General features: G+C 73.7%; 14 protein-coding genes and 1 pseudogene. 5 read left to right on the forward strand and 10 right to left on the reverse strand.

Going from position 1 to position 18002, the window contains the following annotated elements; all coding sequences use genetic code 11:
• Positions 1–56: 56 nt before the first annotated feature.
• From ACPT94_RS02455 to ACPT94_RS02480, 6 genes are all read right to left on the reverse strand, one after another.
• Positions 57–2447 (reverse strand): ATP-binding cassette domain-containing protein, encoded by a 2391-nt coding sequence (locus ACPT94_RS02455; RefSeq protein WP_425244958.1) that lies wholly within the window; start codon positions 2445–2447, stop codon positions 57–59.
• A gap of 49 nt (positions 2448–2496) precedes the next feature.
• Positions 2497–2631: a hypothetical protein gene (locus ACPT94_RS02460; protein WP_425244959.1), complete on the reverse strand. Its 135-nt coding sequence runs from the start codon at positions 2629–2631 to the stop codon at positions 2497–2499.
• A gap of 10 nt (positions 2632–2641) precedes the next feature.
• Positions 2642–3085 carry a helix-turn-helix transcriptional regulator gene (locus ACPT94_RS02465; RefSeq protein ID WP_360330712.1) on the reverse strand — a complete coding sequence of 148 codons (444 nt, stop codon included), beginning with the start codon at positions 3083–3085 and terminating at the stop codon, positions 2642–2644.
• 66 nt (positions 3086–3151) lie between these two features.
• Complete coding sequence (locus ACPT94_RS02470) at positions 3152–4816, reverse strand: alkaline phosphatase D family protein (protein ID WP_425244960.1); 1665 nt, start codon at positions 4814–4816, stop codon at positions 3152–3154.
• Positions 4817–5014: 198 nt separating this feature from the next.
• Entirely contained in the window at positions 5015–5941 is a 927-nt protein-coding gene (locus tag ACPT94_RS02475; RefSeq protein ID WP_360330706.1) for an anti-sigma factor RsbA family regulatory protein, read from the reverse strand.
• Entirely contained in the window at positions 5938–6291 is a 354-nt protein-coding gene (locus tag ACPT94_RS02480) for an STAS domain-containing protein (protein WP_425244961.1), read from the reverse strand. The genes ACPT94_RS02475 and ACPT94_RS02480 overlap by 4 nt, the downstream gene beginning before the upstream one ends.
• Before the next feature lie 575 nt (positions 6292–6866).
• Here ACPT94_RS02480 and rsgA point away from each other — a divergent pair.
• From rsgA to ACPT94_RS02495, 3 genes are all read left to right on the forward strand, one after another.
• Positions 6867–7973, forward strand: coding sequence for a ribosome small subunit-dependent GTPase A (gene rsgA, locus ACPT94_RS02485; RefSeq protein WP_425244962.1), 1107 nt, complete (start codon positions 6867–6869; stop codon positions 7971–7973).
• A gap of 665 nt (positions 7974–8638) precedes the next feature.
• Positions 8639–10126 carry a DNA-3-methyladenine glycosylase 2 family protein gene (locus ACPT94_RS02490; protein ID WP_425244963.1) on the forward strand — a complete coding sequence of 496 codons (1488 nt, stop codon included), beginning with the start codon at positions 8639–8641 and terminating at the stop codon, positions 10124–10126.
• Positions 10074–10550, forward strand: a complete 477-nt coding sequence (locus ACPT94_RS02495) for a methylated-DNA--[protein]-cysteine S-methyltransferase (protein WP_425244964.1) — start codon at positions 10074–10076, stop codon at positions 10548–10550. Before ACPT94_RS02490 ends, ACPT94_RS02495 begins: the two co-directional genes overlap by 53 nt.
• Positions 10551–10610: 60 nt before the next feature.
• Here ACPT94_RS02495 and ACPT94_RS02500 read toward each other — a convergent pair whose 3' ends face one another.
• The 3 genes from ACPT94_RS02500 to ACPT94_RS02510 form a co-directional block, all read right to left on the reverse strand.
• Entirely contained in the window at positions 10611–10991 is a 381-nt protein-coding gene (locus ACPT94_RS02500; RefSeq protein ID WP_425244965.1) for a PPOX class F420-dependent oxidoreductase, read from the reverse strand.
• Between the two features lie 118 nt (positions 10992–11109).
• Positions 11110–11592 (reverse strand): DUF456 domain-containing protein, encoded by a 483-nt coding sequence (locus ACPT94_RS02505; RefSeq protein ID WP_360330688.1) that lies wholly within the window; start codon positions 11590–11592, stop codon positions 11110–11112.
• 63 nt (positions 11593–11655) lie between these two features.
• Positions 11656–12417, reverse strand: a complete 762-nt coding sequence (locus tag ACPT94_RS02510; protein ID WP_425244966.1) for a helix-turn-helix transcriptional regulator — start codon at positions 12415–12417, stop codon at positions 11656–11658.
• 240 nt (positions 12418–12657) lie between these two features.
• Between ACPT94_RS02510 and ACPT94_RS02515 the strand changes: the two genes are divergently transcribed.
• Both ACPT94_RS02515 and ACPT94_RS02520 read left to right on the forward strand, forming a co-directional pair.
• Positions 12658–14505, forward strand: coding sequence for a protein phosphatase 2C domain-containing protein (locus ACPT94_RS02515; RefSeq protein ID WP_425244967.1), 1848 nt, complete (start codon positions 12658–12660; stop codon positions 14503–14505).
• 35 nt (positions 14506–14540) lie between these two features.
• Positions 14541–14744 (forward strand): annotated as a pseudogene (locus tag ACPT94_RS02520) (ubiquinone-dependent pyruvate dehydrogenase); the annotation flags it as partial.
• Positions 14745–14782: 38 nt separating this feature from the next.
• Here ACPT94_RS02520 and ACPT94_RS02525 read toward each other — a convergent pair.
• Positions 14783–17809: an alpha-mannosidase gene (locus ACPT94_RS02525; protein WP_425244968.1), complete on the reverse strand. Its 3027-nt coding sequence runs from the start codon at positions 17807–17809 to the stop codon at positions 14783–14785.
• Positions 17810–18002: the final 193 nt, after the last annotated feature.

An 18002-nucleotide genomic window follows, 5' to 3' on the forward strand; every position in this document is an offset into this window, starting at 1 on the left:
GCGGTCGGTGGCTCCGCCCTGTGGGGGAGCGTTCGGGGCGCCCGGCGGTGGAGGGGTCAGCCGGCCACGTAGTCCGCGAGGTGTTCGCCGGTGAGGGTGGAGCGGGTGGAGACGAGGTCGGCGGGGGTGCCCTCGAAGACGACGCGGCCACCGTCGTGGCCGGCGCCCGGCCCGAGGTCGATGATCCAGTCGGCGTGGGCCATGACCGCCTGGTGGTGTTCGATGACGACGACCGACTTGCCGGAGTCGACGAGCCGGTCGAGCAGCCCGAGCAACTGTTCGACGTCGGCGAGGTGCAGACCGGTGGTCGGCTCGTCGAGGATGTAGACGCCGCCCTTCTCGGCCATGTGGGTCGCCAGCTTCAGCCGCTGCCGCTCGCCGCCCGACAGCGTGGTGAGCGGCTGGCCGAGGGTGAGGTAGCCGAGCCCGACGTCGGCGAGCCGGCCGAGGACGCGGTGCGCGGCCGGCGTACGCGCCTCGCCGGCACCGAAGAACTCCTCGGCCTCGGTCACCGACATCGCGAGCACCTCGCTGATGTCGCGCCCGCCGAGGTGGTACTCCAGCACGGACGCCTGGAACCGCTTCCCCTCGCACTCCTCGCAGGTGGTGGCGACGCCGGCCATCATCGCCAGGTCGCTGTAGACGACGCCGACGCCGTTGCAGGTGGGGCAGGCGCCCTCGGAGTTGGCGCTGAACAGCGCCGGCTTCACGCCGTTGGCCTTGGCGAACGCCTTGCGGATCGGGTCGAGCAGTCCGGTGTACGTCGCCGGGTTGCTCCGCCGGGATCCGCGGATCGCCGTCTGGTCGACCGTCACCACTCCGTCCCGCCCGGACACCGAGCCGTGGATCAGGGAGCTCTTTCCCGACCCGGCGACGCCGGTGACGACGACCAGCACGCCGAGCGGGATGTCGACGTCGACGTCCCGCAGGTTGTTCGTGGCGGCGCCGCGCACCTGCAGAACGCCCGACGGCGTCCGCACCGAGGGCTTCAGGGTGGCCCGGTCGTCCAGGTGCCGCCCGGTGAGCGTGTCGCTGGCCCGCAGCCCCTCGACGGTGCCCTCGAACACCACCTCGCCGCCCTCGGTGCCGGCGCGCGGGCCGAGGTCGACGACGTGGTCGGCGATGGCGATCGCCTCCGGCTTGTGCTCCACGACCAGCACCGTGTTGCCCTTGTCGCGCAACTGCAGCAGCAGGTCGTTCATCCGCTGGATGTCGTGGGGGTGCAGCCCGATCGTCGGCTCGTCGAAGACGTAGGTGACGTCGGTGAGGGAGGAGCCGAGGTGGCGGATCATCTTGGTGCGCTGCGCCTCGCCACCCGACAGCGTGCCCGAGGGTCGGTCGAGGCTGAGGTAGCCGAGCCCGATCTCGACGAACGAGTCGAGCGTGTGGCCCAGCGTGGCCAGCAGCGGCGCCACCGACGGCTCGTCGAGACCCCGGACCCACTCGGTCAGGTCGCTGATCTGCATCGAGCAGACGTCGGCGATGTTCTTCCCGTCGATCTTCGACGACCGGGCCTCCGCAGCGAGCCGGGTGCCGTCGCACTCGGGACAGGTCGAGAAGGTCACCGCCCGCTCCACGAAGGCGCGGATGTGCGGCTGCATCGCGTCGACCTCCTTGGACAGGAACGACTTCTGGATCTTGGGGATCAGCCCCTCGTACGTCAGGTTGATCCCCTCGACCTTGATCTTGGTCGGTTCCTTGCGGAGCAGGTCGTGCAGTTCCTTCTCGGTGAACTCGCGGATCGGCTTGTCCGGATCGAAGAAGCCGCAGCCCCGGAAGATACGGCCGTACCAGCCGTCCATGCTGTAGCCGGGGACGGTGAGCGCGCCCTCGTTGAGTGACAGGCTGTCGTCGTACAGCGCCGACAGGTCGAAGTCGGTGACCGAGCCCATGCCCTCGCAGCGGGGGCACATGCCGCCGAGACGGTTGAACGTGGCCTTCTCGGCCTTGGTCCGGCCGCCGCGCTCGACGGTGATCGCACCGCTCGCCCGCACCGAGGGCACGTTGAACGAGTACGCGTTGGGCCCGCCGATGTGCGGCTGCCCGAGCCGGCTGAAGAGGATGCGCAGCAGCGCGTTGGCGTCGGTGGCGGTGCCGACGGTGGAGCGGGGGTTGGCGCCCATCCGCTCCTGGTCGACGATGATCGCGGTCGTCAGCCCCTCGAGGACGTCGACCTCGGGCCGCGCCAGCGTCGGCATGAAGCCCTGCACGAAGGCGCTGTAGGTCTCGTTGATCAGCCGCTGCGACTCCGCGGCGATCGTGTCGAACACCAGTGAGCTCTTGCCCGAGCCGGACACGCCGGTGAACACCGTCAGCCGGCGCTTCGGGAGCTCGACGCTGACGTCCTTGAGGTTGTTCTCGCGCGCCCCGTGCACGCGGATCAGATCGTGGCTGTCGGCGACCTGCGGCGCGGGCGGCCGGGTGTCCGTCCTCTTGGCCATGCTCATCGTGTCTCCAGTGGTTGGGCTCGCTCCCGCACGGTGCCGCCCGCGCGGGTCATGACTGTGCTCGCCGGACGGCTCGGACGACCGTGAGCCGGAGCATCCCGCCGTGTCCGGTGTCGTGCCGGACCCCGACGCCGGCGTCCGGGTCGTCGTGCGGGAGAAAGCTCGCGTGAGGGGTGACGTCCATGGCCCTCACGCTAGGGGCGGCCCGGGACCGGCGCTTCTCGATTCCTGATCGGTCGGGTCACCTGCTTCGCCACGCACGACGGCATCCCCGCCGTCGCGCGCGCCGCCTCCTGCCGGTAGACGCTGGGCGGCACCCCGACCAGCTCCGTGAAGCGGGTGCTGAAGGTGCCCAGCGAGGAGCAGCCGACCGCGAAACAGACCTCGGTGACACTGAGATCGCCCCGGCGCAGCAGCGCCATCGCCCGCTCGATGCGCCGCGTCATCAGGTAGGAGTACGGCGACTCGCCGTAGGCGCGCCGGAACTCGCGGCTGAGGTGCCCGGCCGACATGTGCACGCCGCGCGCCAGCGCCTCGACGTCCAGCGGCTGCGCGTACTCCCGGTCGATCCGGTCGCGGACGCGGCGCAGCCGGGCGAGGTCGCTCAGGCGCTGCTCGGGGGCGGGTCTGCTGGTCACATCCGAGATCGTACGACTCGGTCCGCGCCCCGGTCTCCCGGTTCGGCAACCCGCCCGTACCCCCGGTCACACCGGCACGAGCCCCGGATTCCCCGCCTCCGTCACGAAGGACGCCGCCGTCGAGACGGGGGCGCCGGGGACCGTCACCACCGGAACGGTCCGGAAGTCGGCGCGCGCGGTGTGCCGGTCCAGGCCGACGCGGACGTAGCCGCGGCGGCCGTCGTAGAACCGCAGGTGCGGGTTGGCGGCCAGGTACGTCGCCCAGTTCGCGGGGCGTTCGGCGCCGTCCCCGCCGCTGGCGATCGACGTGGTGACGATCTCCGTGCCCACGGTCGCCGACGCCGGGTCGTCGAAGTCGTCCTTGATGTCGAAGGCGTGTCCGACGTGGACGTCGCCGGTGAGGACGATCAGGTTCTCCACGCCGGCCGAGCGCGCGCCGGTGAGGATCCGGGCGCGGGAGGCGCGGTAGCCGTCCCAGGTGTCCATGTACATCTTCGGGCGCGCGGAGAGGTCCACCTCGCGCTGGGAGAAGCAGACCTGTTGCGGCAGCACGTTCCACAGCGCGTCCGACGCCCGCCAGCCGTCGATCAGCCACTGCTCCTGGGCCGCGCCGGTCATGGTGCGCGCCGGGTCGTCCGACTCGGGACCGGGAACGTGCCTGCCGTCGCCGTAGGCCTGGTCGGAGCGGTACTGGCGGGTGTCGAGGACGTCGAACTGGGCGAGGGCGCCCCAGTGCAGCCGCCGGTAGAGCCGCAGATCCGGGCCGACGGGCAACTGCGCGGCGCGCAGCGGCTGGTGCTCCCAGTACGCACGGTAGGCGGCGGCCCGGCGCAGCAGGAACTCCACCGGCGGGCCGCCGCGTTCGTCGACGGCGCCGGCGTAGTTGTTCTCGGTCTCGTGGTCGTCCCAGGCGACGACGAAGGGGTGGGCCGCGTGCACGGCACGCAGGTCGGGGTCGCTTTTGTAGAGGGCGTACCGCAACCGGTAGTCCTCCAGGGTGACCGTCTCCCGGTCGAAGACGTCCGGCAGCACCCGGTCGGTGTGGGCGCGGGCGCCGCCGGCGGAGTCCACGGCGTACTCGTACAGGTAGTCCCCCAGGTGGAAGACGACGTCCACCTCCTCCCGCGCGAGGTGCCGGAGCGCCGTGAAGTACCCGTCGTGGTACGCCTGGCAGGACACCGCGGCGAAGGTCAGCGCCGGCACGGCGGAGCCGGGGGCGGGCGCCGTGCGGGTGCGGCCCGTCTCGCTGATCCAGGCGCCGGTGCGGAACCGGTAGTAGTACCTCCGGCCGGGCTCCAGCCCGTCGACGTCGACGTGGACGGTGTGGTTGTGGTCGGGTGACGCCAGGGTCGTACCGCTGCGGACGACCGAGGCGAAGCGCTCGTCCCGCGCCACCTCCCAGGCGACGGCGACGGCCCGCCCGGCCAGACCCCCGCCCGGCTCGTACGGGAGGGGCGCCACCCGCGTCCACAGCACCACGGAGTGGGGCAGCGGATCCCCGGAGGCGACGCCCAGCGTGAACGGGTCCTCGGCGATCCTCGCCGCGTCCAGCTCACGCGCGGCCGCCACGCCCGTCGCGGGCAGGTGGGTGGCGAAGGCGAGGGCCGCGGCGGCGGCCGTGAGGGTCAGGAACCGGCGGCGGGCGAAGTGGCGGGCGGCGGCACGCAGTTCCGGTCCGTGAGGGGCCGGGAAGCCGGTCGGCAGGGGGCTGTGACGGCCGGTCGGGCGCATGGGCCTCGGCTCCCGCGGGAATCAGGGGGCGACTGCGGCCCACGGGCCGGAGCCTGCGGACGGCAGGCATCTCGATGCTATGCGGACGAAGTGGGTGATTCCGGTCGACGTGCCCCATCTGAGTCACCGTCACGCCCGACGCGGCGACGGGCGGGTGACGGGCGGCCGCCCCTTCCGGCGGCCGCCCTGCCCGGCCTCTCAGAGCGTGAGATAGAAGCGGACGGTCGTGCCGTCGTCCGAGGTGTGCGTCCGCACCAGATCGGACACGTAGTGGACCAGCATCAGGCCACGGCCGCCGATCTGCCCCCGCTCCGGCGGCCTGCGCCCCGCGAGCGGATCCGTCAGCCGTCCCCGGTCACGGACCTCGCACACCACCTGGCCCGCCTCGGCCCAGATCCACAGAGTTCCCCGGCCACCGCCGTGGACCACGCTGTTGGTGGTCAGCTCCGCGACCGCCAGCTCCACGTCCTGCAGCCGCTGCCCGGCCAGACCCAGCCGGCCGGCCTGGCCGACGGCGAAGTGGCGGACCTCGGGAAGATCCTTGGCGCCGAAGGCGAAGACGGCGGCGTCCGGGGCGGGGACCAGCGCCGTGTTGTAGCGGGCGACGACGGCCTGCCAGTCGTAGACGTCACTGGCCCGCTCACGGCCCGCGGCGATGACCGTCGGGTGCGTGATCCGGGCGTCGGCCAGCACGTCCGGGTCCAGCCGGGACTCGTCGTACGGACACAGGATGGTCACCGCCCGGCCCTCGAAGGCGGCGTTGATCAACGCCTCGTGCTGCGCGCACGCCGGGTACTCCACGGAGCTGCGGCCCGCCCAGATCGGCTCCCCGATGATCCGCACCCGCCCCTGCCGGTGGGCGTCGGCGAACGCCTTGAGAACGCCGGGGATGATCCGTCCCGGGTTGCGGCCGGCCTCGGTCATGTCCAGCAGGAGGACATCCCTCGCGTCCGCTCCCAGCCCGGCCTCGATCAGCTCCAGGTTGGGGCCGGGCACGGCCACCGCCACGGGTTCACCCGCGGCCAGGCCCTGCCGTACGAACGACACCGTCTGCTCGGCGTACTCCTGCCCGGTGCGGTAGAACAGCGCGGGGTGTGCGAACACCTCGTCGGCCACGTAGCTCATCGGGGCGCCACCTCGATCCCGCGCGCGGTCGGCCAGAACAACCCCAGCACCCGTGGCACCTGCGGCGGCGGATGCTCCACGACGACCCGCCCGCGCGGCAGGTTCATGGCCGTGACCGCGAGCGCCGACACCCCGGCCACGTCGACGAACCCCACACCCGACAGCTCCACATAGGACACGTCCCTGTGCCGCCGGGCCAGCTCGGCCAGCGCCTCCTCCCACGACAGGCGGGTGACGACGCTGATCTCGCCACTGACACAGATCCCGGGACGACCGGACAACGGGCTCACCTCCAGCACAGCCCCGCCGTGCGCGGGAGTGGGCTCGCCCCTGTCATGTGTGGCATCCACACTCGGTCTCCTCAGCAATCCGCCGACCCTCTGCTTCTTCCGGACGCGGCACGAACGGAACATGACATTCCGACCGGGCGGCGGCCCTGCACGGCCTCCAGCCTGCCAGGGTCCGCTCTCGTCTGCGGCACGCCGCGCCCTGTGCGGCTTCCCGCTGCCGCCGCCACTATGCCCACCTGATCGCGAATTCGCCGGAGCGGGGGTCCAGAGACGGCGAGGCCATGGACAACTCCCTTGGCCGAGGCCTTCGGTGACTTGGTGCCGGTCACGACCCGAGTGGGCGCCCCGGCACGCGCGCGTGGGCGCCGATCACCGCGGCGCGGGCAACCCCCGGCGGCAGGCGGGGAGATATTCCGTGGCGCCTCGAAAGCACCGGCGTCTATGGTGGCTGCGCGCATCACGCGGCGGCCGTCGGCCGCCGGCGTCGGCCCGATCAAGGATCAGGAGGTGTGACCGATGACTGTCGCCACCACGGGTGCTGTCCGCAGCGACCAGACGTTCGTCCGTTCCACCTCCGCGGTCTCCGGCTGACCACTTCATCCACTGCGCCGGGACCGCCCTGTGAAGGGTCTTCCTTGAACCTCTCCTCCTCCTCTACCGCGGCTTCGTCACACCCTCTCGCCCCTTACGGCTGGGACGAGGGATGGGAAGCCGAGTTCGCCGGGCACGCCGAGCGGGGGCTGCTGCCCGGCCGCGTCGTCCGCGTCGACCGCGGGCAGTGCGACGTCGTCACCGGTGACGACGTCGTCCGCGCCGACACCGCGTTCGTCACCCCGCACGACCCCCTGCGGGTCGTCTGCACCGGCGACTGGGTCGCCGTCGACGCCGACGGCACCCCGCGCTACGTACGCGCCTGTCTGCCGCGCCGTACCGCCTTCGTGCGGTCCACCTCCTCCAAGCGGTCCGAGGGCCAGATCCTCGCCGCCAACGTCGACCACGCCGTCGTCGCCCTGTCCCTCGCCGTCGAGCTCGACCTCGGGCGCGTCGAGCGGTTCCTGGCGCTGGCCTGGGAGTCCGGGGCACAGCCCGTCGTCGTGCTCACCAAGGCCGATCTCGTGCCCGACCCGGCCGTGCTGGCGTACCTCGTCGAGGACGTCGAGCGCAGTGCGCCCGGGGTGCCCGTGCTCACCGTCAGCGCGCTGGACGGGGACGGGGTCGAGGAACTCGCCGGTCTCCTCGGCCGCGGCACCACCGTGCTGCTCGGGGCGTCCGGCGCGGGCAAGTCGACACTCGCCAACGCGCTCGTGGGGGAGGACGTCATGGACGTCCAGGCCACACGGGACATGGACGGCAAGGGCCGGCACACCACCACCACCCGCAACCTGCTGCCCCTGCCCGACGGCGGCGTCCTGATCGACACGCCCGGCCTGCGCGGCGTCGGGCTCTGGGACGCCGGCAGCGGCGTCGGCCAGGTCTTCTCCGAGATCGAGGAACTCGCCCTGCGCTGCCGCTTCCACGACTGCGCCCACGAACTCGAACCGGGGTGCGCGGTGCTGGCCGCCGTCGACACCGGCGACCTCCCGGTCCGACGCCTGGACAGCTACCGCAAGCTCGTCCGTGAGAACCAGTGGATCGTCGCCAAGTCCGACGCCCGCATCCGCGCCGACATCCGCCACGACTGGAAGCGCAAGCAGGCCGCGGGCCGGGCGGCCGCGCGGGCCAAGCGGGGGGAGTGGGGGTGACGACGGAAGGCCTCCGGCCGGGGTGACGGCGGTTCGGCCCTGGGCCGGGTGAGGGCGGTCGGGTGAGGGCGGTCCGGCTCTGGGCCGGGGTGGCGGTGGGCCGGCTTCTCGGACGGAGGCGGGTGACGGCGAGCGGCCCCTGGCCGGGGTCACGCCGGCCGGCTCTCGGCTCGGCGGCGCCTCCGCTCCCCGTCGGGGCGGTACGGGTCCGGTCCCTGGCGGAGGCATGACTGCGGTCGGCCTCTGGCCGGAGAGGGGTGGTCCAGCTCCTGGCCGGGGCGGTGACAGTCCGGTTCCCGGCGGGAGCCGGGTGGTGGCGGCAACCGGCCGCCGGCCGGAGTGGCGGGGGTCCCGTTCCCGACCGGAGGCGGTCGACGGTGGTCGACTTCTGGCTGGGGCGGTGACAGTCCGGTTCCCGGCGGGAGCCGGGTGGTGGCGGCAACCGGCCGCCGGCCGGAGGGGCGGGGGTCCCGTTCCCGACCGGAGGCGGTCGACGGTGGTCGACTTCTGGCCGGGGCGGTGGCGGCCCGGTTCCCGGCGGGAGCCGGGTCACGGTGCCCAACCCCAGGCCGCAGGGCCGGAGGGTGGGGGACCCGCGCCGGTCCTCCAGCGTGATGTCCGATTCCCGCTAGCACTCCCCGCGGCACCGGCGAAGACTGGGAGCCGTGAGGGACGAGGAGAGCAGGTACGAGGCGGTCCGCAGCCGGGACGCCCGGTTCGACGGAGAGTTCTTCTTCGCCGTCGAGACGACCGGTATCTACTGCCGGCCCAGCTGCCCCGCCGTGACGCCGAAGCGGCACAACGTGCGGTTCTTCGCGACGGCCGCCGCCGCGCAGGGCTCGGGTTTCCGGGCCTGCCGGCGGTGCCGGCCGGACGCCACGCCCGGCTCGGCCGACTGGAACGTCCGCGCGGACGTCGTCGGCCGGGCCATGCGGCTGATCGGCGACGGAGTCGTCGACCGGGAGGGCGTCGCCGGTCTCGCCGTACGCCTCGGATACAGCGCCCGCCAGGTGCAGCGGCAGCTCACCGCCGAGCTCGGCGCGGGGCCCGTGGCCCTCGCGCGGGCGCAGCGGGCGCACACCGCGCGGGTGCTCCTGCAGACGACCGGCCTGCCGGTCACCGAGATCGCCTTCGCGTCCGGGTTCGCCAGCGTGCGGCAGTTCAACGACACCGTCCGGGCGGTGTACGCGCAGACCCCGACCCAGCTGAGGGCCGCCGCGCCCCGGCAGGGCCGCACCGCCGCCCCCGGCGCCGGGATCCCGCTGCGGCTCGCCCACCGGGGGCCGTACCACGCGGCCACCGTCTTCGACCTGCTGGAACGGGAGGCAGTACCAGGGGTGGAGGAGGTGAGCGGGCCGCCCGGCCGACGCACGTACCGCCGGACGCTCCGCCTCCCCCACGGCACCGGCATCGTGGCCGTGGACGAGCGGGCGGCCGTCGCGGGCCGGTCCTCCGCCGTCCACCCCGGCGGCTGGCTCGACGCGCGACTGCACCTCACCGACCCCCGCGACCTCACCACCGCCGTCCAGCGGCTGCGGCGGCTGTTCGACCTCGACGCCGACCCGTACGCCGTCGACGAGCGGCTCGGCGCGGACCCGCGGCTCGCCCCGCTCGTCGCCGCCCGGCCCGGACTGCGAGCGCCCGGGGCCGCCGACCCGGAGGAGTACGCCATGCGCGCGCTGGTGAGCCGTACGGGGCCATCGGGATCCCCCCGCGCGTCGGGGCCTCTTCCGCTGCGGGGGAGAGGCCGGGCGTGGGAGAGCCTGGTCCGCGCCCATGGCAAGGCCCTGGACGCCCCCTGCGGCGGCCTCACCCACCTCTTCCCCGAACCGGCGGCCCTGGCGGAGCTCCCCGGCCCCCCGGGCACCCTCGCCACCGCCCTCGCCGACGGCACCGTACGCCTCGATCCCGGCGCCGACCGGGACGACGCCCAGGCGGCGCTGCTCGCCCTGCCCGGCCTGGACGGCCGTACGGTGGCGGCGATCCGGGCCCGTGCCCTCGGCGACCCCGACGTCGCGCCACCCGGCGCGGACGTCCCCGACACCTGGCGCCCCTGGCGCACCTACGCCCTTCACCATCTGCGTGCCGCGGAGGAATCCCATGTACTGGACCAGCGTCGACAGCCCCCTCGGCCCCCTGCTCCTCACCGCTGACCCGGACGGCGCCCTGACCTCGGTGTCCGTCCCCGGGCAGAAGGGCGGACGCGCCGTCCAGCCCGGCCGGCGACACGATCCCGGGCCCTTCCGCGCGGCCGAGGAACAGCTCACCGCCTATTTCGCCGCCGACCTGAAGGAGTTCCGGCTGGAGCTGCGCGCCGAGGGCACCGCCTTCCGCGAGCGGGTGTGGGCCGCCCTGGACACCATCCCCTACGGGTCCACCACGACGTACGGCGAGATCGCCGCCCGCGTCGGCGCGCCCCGGGCCGCCGTACGGGCCGTCGGCGGCGCGATCGGCGCCAACCCGCTGCTGATCGTCCGCCCCTGCCACCGCGTCATCGGCGCCGACGGCTCCCTGACCGGCTACGCGGGCGGCCTGGAACGCAAGGTGCGGCTGCTCACGCTGGAGGGTTCGCTGTAGGGGCGTTCCCCGGTGGCGCGAGCAGTTCCACCAGCCCGGTCGTCCGGCTGCGCGGCCGCACTAGACACCGCCGTCCTCGTCCAGCCCCCAGCTGTGGATCCGGCGCGGATGGATCCGGATCACCTCCTCACTGAAGTGCGGCCCCAGACCGTGCGGCCCGGTCAGCAACTCCGCCTCTCCGCGGATGTCGACGCCCCGCACCCGCCAGGGCCGCAGACTGACGATGTCGTCGACGACCAGGGCGACCTTCGGATTCCCCTGCAGATTCCGCCACTTCTTCGTGCTGCCCATCGCAAGTCCGCCGACCAGGATCGTGCCGTCGTCCTGCGGGAAGAACCCCACCGGATTCGCCTGCGGCTGCCCCTGCGCATCGACGGTGGCCAGCCGGCCCAGCCGCTGCGACCTCAGATACGCGCGTTCTGCCTCGCTGAATGCGGTCATGGAAGGAGCGAAGCACGCGGCCCGGCCGGGCGCATCGGCTGTTCGTCCTAGGACCTGGCCGCGGTGGGCGAGCCGCGCCGAGATTCTCGTACGGCGACCGCGCCGTCCCGGCGGTACCTCAGCCCCACCACACCGCCCCCAGCCAAGCCCCCATGATCAGCAAGCAGGTGAACAGCTCCGCCAGGATGCTGGAGCCGCCCGCGCGCATCGTCTCGCGCAGGGAGGCGCGGGCTGCGTCGTGGCGGCCCAGACGGAGGCGTTCGGCGAGGTAGATGCCGGCGATGAAGCCCGGGACGGCGCCGAGGACGGGGAGGAGGAAGAAACCGAGGAACGCTCCGGCGCCCGCGTAGAGGGCCATCTGGCGGGTGGCGCCGCTCGCGCGCAGTCGGCGGGGTGGCAGGGCCCAGCGGACCACCTGGGAGACGAGGAGGGCGACCGTGGAGCCCACCAGCACGGCCCAGGCGACCGGCTGAGGGTCTTTCAGCGCCCACCACAGGACCGCCGACCACACGAGCCACGATCCCGGCACGCCGGGCACCAGCACCCCGCACAGGCCGAGCAGGATGACCAGACCGACCAGCAGGAGTTCCCACGCTCCCATCTGCCCAGCGTGCCGGAATCCGGAAGAAGACGCAGGTCAGACGCGAGGCGGAGGACGTCCACGCTAGTCCTCCCGGGTCACCCAGCCCCGTTCGCACGCGTGCCAGCCCAGCTGGAGCCGGGTTCTCGCGCCCGTCAGTTCCATCAGCCGCCTCACCCGGCGCTGTACGGTCCGCAGGCCCAGGTCGAGCTGTCTGGCGACGCTCGCGTCGGTCAGGCCGGCCAGCAGCAGGGCGAGGATCTCCAGGTCGGCGGTGTCGGGGCCGTCCGGGTCCGCCGCGACGCCGTCCGCGCCCGGGCGGAGCGGCAGAGCTTCCCGCCAGACCGACTCGAAGAGGCCCGACAGCAGCTCCAGGAGTCCGCCGGCGTGCACCACCAGCGCGGCCGGCTCGGCTGAGCGGCCGGTCAGCGGCACCAGGGCGAGCGCGCGGTCGGCCACGACGAGGTTCGTCGGGACCTTCTCCACCATCCGTACCCGCTCGCCCCGGCCGAGTGCGGCGGTCAGCTCCTTCATGCCGGCCGGCTGGTCGAGGGCCGCCCGCTCCAGCACCACGCGGCAGCGCACCCCGCGGGCCGCCGCCCGCTCCTCCACGGCGTTCTCCCCGCCGGGCACGGTCACCGGCGTGCCGGTGACCAGCGCGCACACCTCCTCGCCGGCCTCCAGCTGGATCTGCAGCAGACGCCGGGCGACCGCCGCCGCGCCCGTCACCACCTCGACCAGTTCGTGCACCGACGGTTCGGCCGCCGCCGTCCGGTACTCCTCGGCGAGCGACGCGGCCGCCGGCTCCGCCTGCTCCAGCTCGTGCCGCCCGATCGCTTCCAGCATCCGGTGCTGTCCTCCCCTGACCACCCCTGGCCGTCATGGCCGCGTCGGGCGGGAAACCGGCGGGAAACCGCCACGGCGCAATCCCGCCCCGGTACATCATCGACTCACGACTCCCTCCTCGCACCCCAGTTCGGCATGTCGCTCGCCCTGCGCTTCGACACGCCGGAAGACGCGACGTACCGGCTCGCATTTTCCTGATGCCCCGTTTTCATACGGCCCGCGCGGTGGACAATCAGGAGCATGAGCCAGCAGGGGGGAAGGCCCACCGGTCACGAGGACGACTGGTGGGGGCAGTTGTACGACGACTCCACCGAGGACACCGGACCGACGGCCACCGCCGACTCGCTGGACGACCGGTTCGCCTCGGCGGTGGGCGCGGTGCGTTCCCCGGAGCCGACGGACCCGACGGATCCGGCGGGGCCGGGGAACCCGACGGAGCCCGCGCAGCCGTCCGAGCCGCCGACGCCCGCTAAGTCGCCGGGTCCTGCGGGGTCCGCGCGATCGGCGGGATCCGCGCGATCGGTTGGATCGGCGCACCAGGAGCGTGCCGAGAAGGCGGACTGGTGGGAGACGGAGGACGCACCTCCGCCGCCCCCGCCCACCCCACCATCGCCGCCCCGGCCCACCGAACCGCCGTCGCCCACCGCACCGCCGACCACCACACCCCCGCCGCCCCGGCCCACCGAACCGCCGTCGCCCACCGTCCCACCCCCGCCGACCGCAGTACCCCAACCACGCGACAGAGCCGCCGAGGCACCGCCCGCCCCCCTCCCCGACGCCCGTCCCCCCGCTCCCTCGGAACCACCGCCGGACACACCCCCCGGCCCCACCACCTTCCCGCCCGGCCCACTGCCCCCGGGTTTCGACGAGCCGCCACCCCGGAGACCTGCCTCCGCAGCGCCCCTCGGCCGTACGACCACGGACACAGCGCCCACGCCCTCCGTCCCCGCCTCCCCCACACCCCCCGACACCCACCCCGCGAAGCCGACCGCGCCCCCGTCCTCCGCACCGTCCCCACTCGCCCCCACCGCCTCCGCCACCGGTACGGCGGCCCCGTTCGGCCCGGTCACCGCGCGCCCCGTCGTCAAGCCCTTCGTCGGCTCCGGGCCGCCCACCTACGACGCCGAGCCCACCGCCCTGCCGCCCGCCGACCCGGACGAGCTCGACGATCTGCTCGCCGACACCGTCCTGGACGGCGCCCGGTACGGGTCCTGCACGCTGCGGGCGGTGTCCGTGCGCGGGGACTCCGCGCGCTACCGGGGCGAGCCACGCCGCGACTCCCTGCTCACCGCACGCTTCGGCGCCGGCGAGCAGGCGCTCATCCTGGTCGCGATGGCGACCGGCGCCCGTGCCACGCCGGGCGCGCACCGGGCGTCCGCCGAGGTGTGCCGGTGGATCGGGCGGGCCGTGGGCCGCAGTCACGTCCGGCTCGCGGAGGACATCAGGGCGGCCCGGCGCGGCGACCTGAAGTCGGGCCTGCACCGTCTGACCGCCCGCAGCCTCGGCCGGCTCCGCGCCAGCGCCGCCGAACAGGGCCTGGAACCGGAGGAGTACGCGGCCAGTCTGCGCTGCCTCCTCCTGCCCGCCGACCCCGCGTGCCGCACGCGCGTCTTCTTCGGCGTCGGCCCCGGCGGACTGTTCCGCCTGCGGGACGGTGAGTGGCAGGACATCGAACCGCGGGTCGCCGAGGTCGCCGGCGAGCCGGTCGTCGGGTTCGGCTCCCTGCCCCCCGGTGCAGGCACCGGTTCCACCGGAGCGGCTGACGCCGCGCCCTCCTTCGCCGAGGGCGACCGCCTCACCATGGACCTCGGCATCCCGACCCCGCCGAACCCGTACGAACCGGACCCCGAGCCGCCCCGCGAACCGTTCCGCTTCCGGGCCTCCGTCGCCCGTCCGGGTGACACGCTCCTGATGTGCACCGAGGGCCTCGCCGACCCCCTGCGCGGCGAGCCCGAACTGCCCGCCCATCTCACGGAGCGGTGGTCCGAAACCGCCCCGCCCGGCCTCGCCGAGTTCCTCGCCGACACCCAGATCCGGGTCAAGGGGTACGCGGACGACCGTACGGCCGCGGCCGTCTGGGAGGCGTGACGGCGTTCGCCATGACGGCGAAGTCCGGCTACGGCGGAGCCCTCGGGGACGCCTTCAAGCACAGGGGGCCGGCCCTCGTCGACGTCGTCACCGATCCCGACGCCCTGTCCGTCCCGCCGAAGATCAGCGCCGAGACGGTGACCGGGTTCGCGCCGTCCGCGTAGAGGTTCGTGCTGGACGGCGGTGTCGGACGCATGCTCCAGATGGCCCGCTCCGACCTGCGCGACGTGCCGCGTCCTCAGCGGGCGGTCCTGCGGTGCACGGCCGCGCCGCCCTGTCAGGGCTGTCGGCCGGGGGCCGGCCGCAGCCGTACCGTCCGGATCTCGAACGGCCGCAGGACCGTGGGGCCCGACGTCTCGGACCGCGGCCGTTCGAGCAGGTCGGTGACCTCCATCCGGTCCACGGGGAAGTCCGCCGTCAGCTCGAACCGCGCTCGCCCGCCGCGCGACTCGTACAGCCGCACCACGACGTCCCCGCTGCGGTCCTCGGCGAGCTTCACCGACTCGATCGTGACGGCCGGGTTGTCGACCCGGACGACGGGCGCGGCCACCGGCGCCTCGGCCACCCGCAGCGGCAGGTTCAGCGCCAGCCCCTCCGCGACCGCGTCCCCGACCCGCGCACCCGGCAGCAGCGCGTAGGTGAACCGGTGCATGCCGAGGTCCGTCTGCGGATCCGGGCTGTGCGGGGCGCGCAGCAGTGTCAGGCGCACGGTCGTGCCCAGGCCGTCGGCGTGCGCGGTGCGGGTGACGTCGTGGCCGTACGTCGAGTCGTTGAGGACGGCCACGCCGTAGCCCTCCTCGGCGACCCGCAACCAGCGGTGGGCGCAGATCTCGAAACGGGCCGCGTCCCAGGACGTGTTGGCGTGGGTCGGCCGGTGCACGTGCCCGAACTGGATCTCGGCGGTGGAGCGTTCGGCGTGCACGTCGATCGGGAAGGCGGCCTTGAGGACCTTCTCCGACTCCTGCCAGTCGACCTCCGTGACGATGTCGACGCGGCGGCTCACCGCCGTCAGCCGGATCTCCTGCGTCACCGTGGACCGGCCGAACCTCCGCGTCACCCGCACCGCCGCCCGCAGCGGCCCGCTCTCCGCCACCTCCACCGACTCGGCGTCCGTCACATCCGTGTGCCGGCGCCGGTAGTGCCGGTCGATGTCCCAGGCGTCCCAGGCGTTGGGATGGTCGGGGTGGAGCTGGAGGAGGTTGCCGGGGCCGTGCAGGACCTCCCGGTCCGCGGCCAGGTCCCGTACGGAGGCGAGCAGTCCGTCGCGGTCGATCCGCACCCGAAGCCGCGCGTTCTCCAGCACGATGACGTCACCGTCCCGTTCCACCCGTACGCGCTCCGCCGGCTCCGGCGGGACCGCCGCGCTGCCCAGCCCCGGCACCGTCACGACCCCGTCGCCGACGACCTCGGTCCGCTCGTACGGCGAGGCGTTCAGCACCGCCCGCTCACCGGTGGACCCCAGCGCCCGCACCGCCTCCGCCGTGATCTCCGCCAGCTCCGTCAGCACCCGCGCGTAGGTCTCCCGCGCCTCCCGGTGCACCCACGCGATCGACGACCCGGGCAGGATGTCGTGGAACTGGTGCAGCAGCACCGTCTTCCACAGCCGGTCCAGGGCGTCGTAGGGATACTCGTACGACGGGACGCGGAGCGCCGCCGTCGTGCACCACAGCTCGGCCTCGCGCAGCGCGTGTTCGCAGCGCCGGTTGCCCTGCTTGGTCCTGGCCTGGGTGGTGTAGGTGGCGCGGTGCAGCTCCAGGTACAGCTCACCGGACCAGACCGGCGCCTGGGGACCGTACTCCTCCTCGGCGGCCCGGAAGAAGGCGGACGGGCGCTCGACCGTGACCCGGGGTGAGCCCTCCAGGGAGCGCAGACGGCGGGCCTTCTCCAGCATCTCGCGGGTGGGGCCGCCCCCGCCGTCGCCCCAGCCGAAGGGGACGAGGGAGCGGGTGGCGCGGCCCTTGTCGGCGAAGTTCCGCTCCGCGTGCGCGAGTTCGCGGGCGTGCAGCTGGGAGTTGTAGGTGTCGGCGGGCGGGAAGTGGGTGAAGACGCGGGTGCCGTCGATGCCCTCCCACCAGAAGGTGTGGTGGGGCATGCGGTTGGACTGGTTCCAGCTGAGTTTCTGGGTGAGGAACCAGCGGATTCCGGCCAACTTCGCGAGCTGTGGGAAGGCGGCGGTGTAGCCGAAGGAGTCCGGCAGCCAGATCTCCTCGGTCTCCACGCCCAGTTCCTCGGCGAAGAACCGCTTTCCGTGCACGAGCTGGCGGGCGAGGGCCTCGCCGCCGGGCATGTTGGCGTCCGACTCCACCCACATGGAGCCGACCGGCTCCCACGTCCCGTCCGCCACCGCCTTCTTGATGCGTTCCCACAGGTGCGGCTGGTGCTCCTGCACCCACGCGTACTGCTGGGCCTGCGAGCAGGCGAACACCAGCTCCGGGTAGTCGGCGGCCAGCGCGGTGACGTTGGCGAAGGTGCGGGAGGCCTTGCGGACCGTCTCGCGCAGCGGCCACAGCCACGCCGAGTCGATGTGGGCGTGGCCCACGGCGGAGACCCGGTGGGCGCTCGCCGCGGCGGGCCGGGACAGCACGTCCGTCAGCGCCGCGCGGGCGGCGGCCGCCGTGCCGGGCACGTCGTGCAGGTCGAGGGCGTCGAGCATGTCCTCCAGGGCCCGCAGGATCTCGTGGCGGCGGGCCCGCCCCGGATCCAGCTCGTGCATCAGTTCCGCCAGCACCTCGACGTCCAGCACCAGCCGCCACACCTCTTCCTCGAGTACGGCGAGATCGGCAGAGGCGAATCGGTAGAGGGGCCCATCGCCCGCGGTCAGCACGTCCCCCAGGTGCGTCGGCTCGAAGGCGTGCAGGACGGCGGGATTGGCGGCCGCCTCGAAGAGCAGATGCACCGGCTCACCACCCCGGGCGGGGGCGGCGACCGTCAGGTGCCGGTTGCGCGGGTGCACGCCCTTCAGCGGCACGCCCGCGCCGTCGTGGAGCAGCCCCTCCGCCTGGAAGCCGGGGCCGTCGCCGGTGAACCCGGGGTCGATCACCGCCTCCACCCGGCGGCCCGCCCACTCCTCGGGAACCCGCCCCTCCAACCGGAACCAACTCGTCGACCAGGGCTTTCCCCACTCCGTGCCGGTCGCGAAGGGCTCGTAGGCGGCCTGCAGGGCCTGGTCGACCGGCACCGGCTCACCCGGCACGTGCCACACGGACAGGACCAGCGGCACCCGCGCCCCGTACTGCGCGGGACGCACGAACTGCCGCATCGCGCGCTCCAGACGCGCCTCCACCAGGGTTCGGTCGTCGTGCACGGCGCTCTCCTCGGCCATTCGGACGGCGGTGTCAGGGTGTCACCTACCCCTCCCCGCGCCGGTGCGGACATGCGGAGCGGCCCCGTCGGTGTGGCCGAACACCCGGTCGTTGACGATTCGACATGACTCGGTCCGGTGTCGACGGGGCAAGCATCCCCGTGAACGTGTTCGAGCAGGAGGGAAACCGACCATC

It is taken from the genome of Streptomyces aurantiaciflavus (genome assembly GCF_049808595.1).
Lineage (GTDB): Bacteria > Actinomycetota > Actinomycetes > Streptomycetales > Streptomycetaceae > Streptomyces.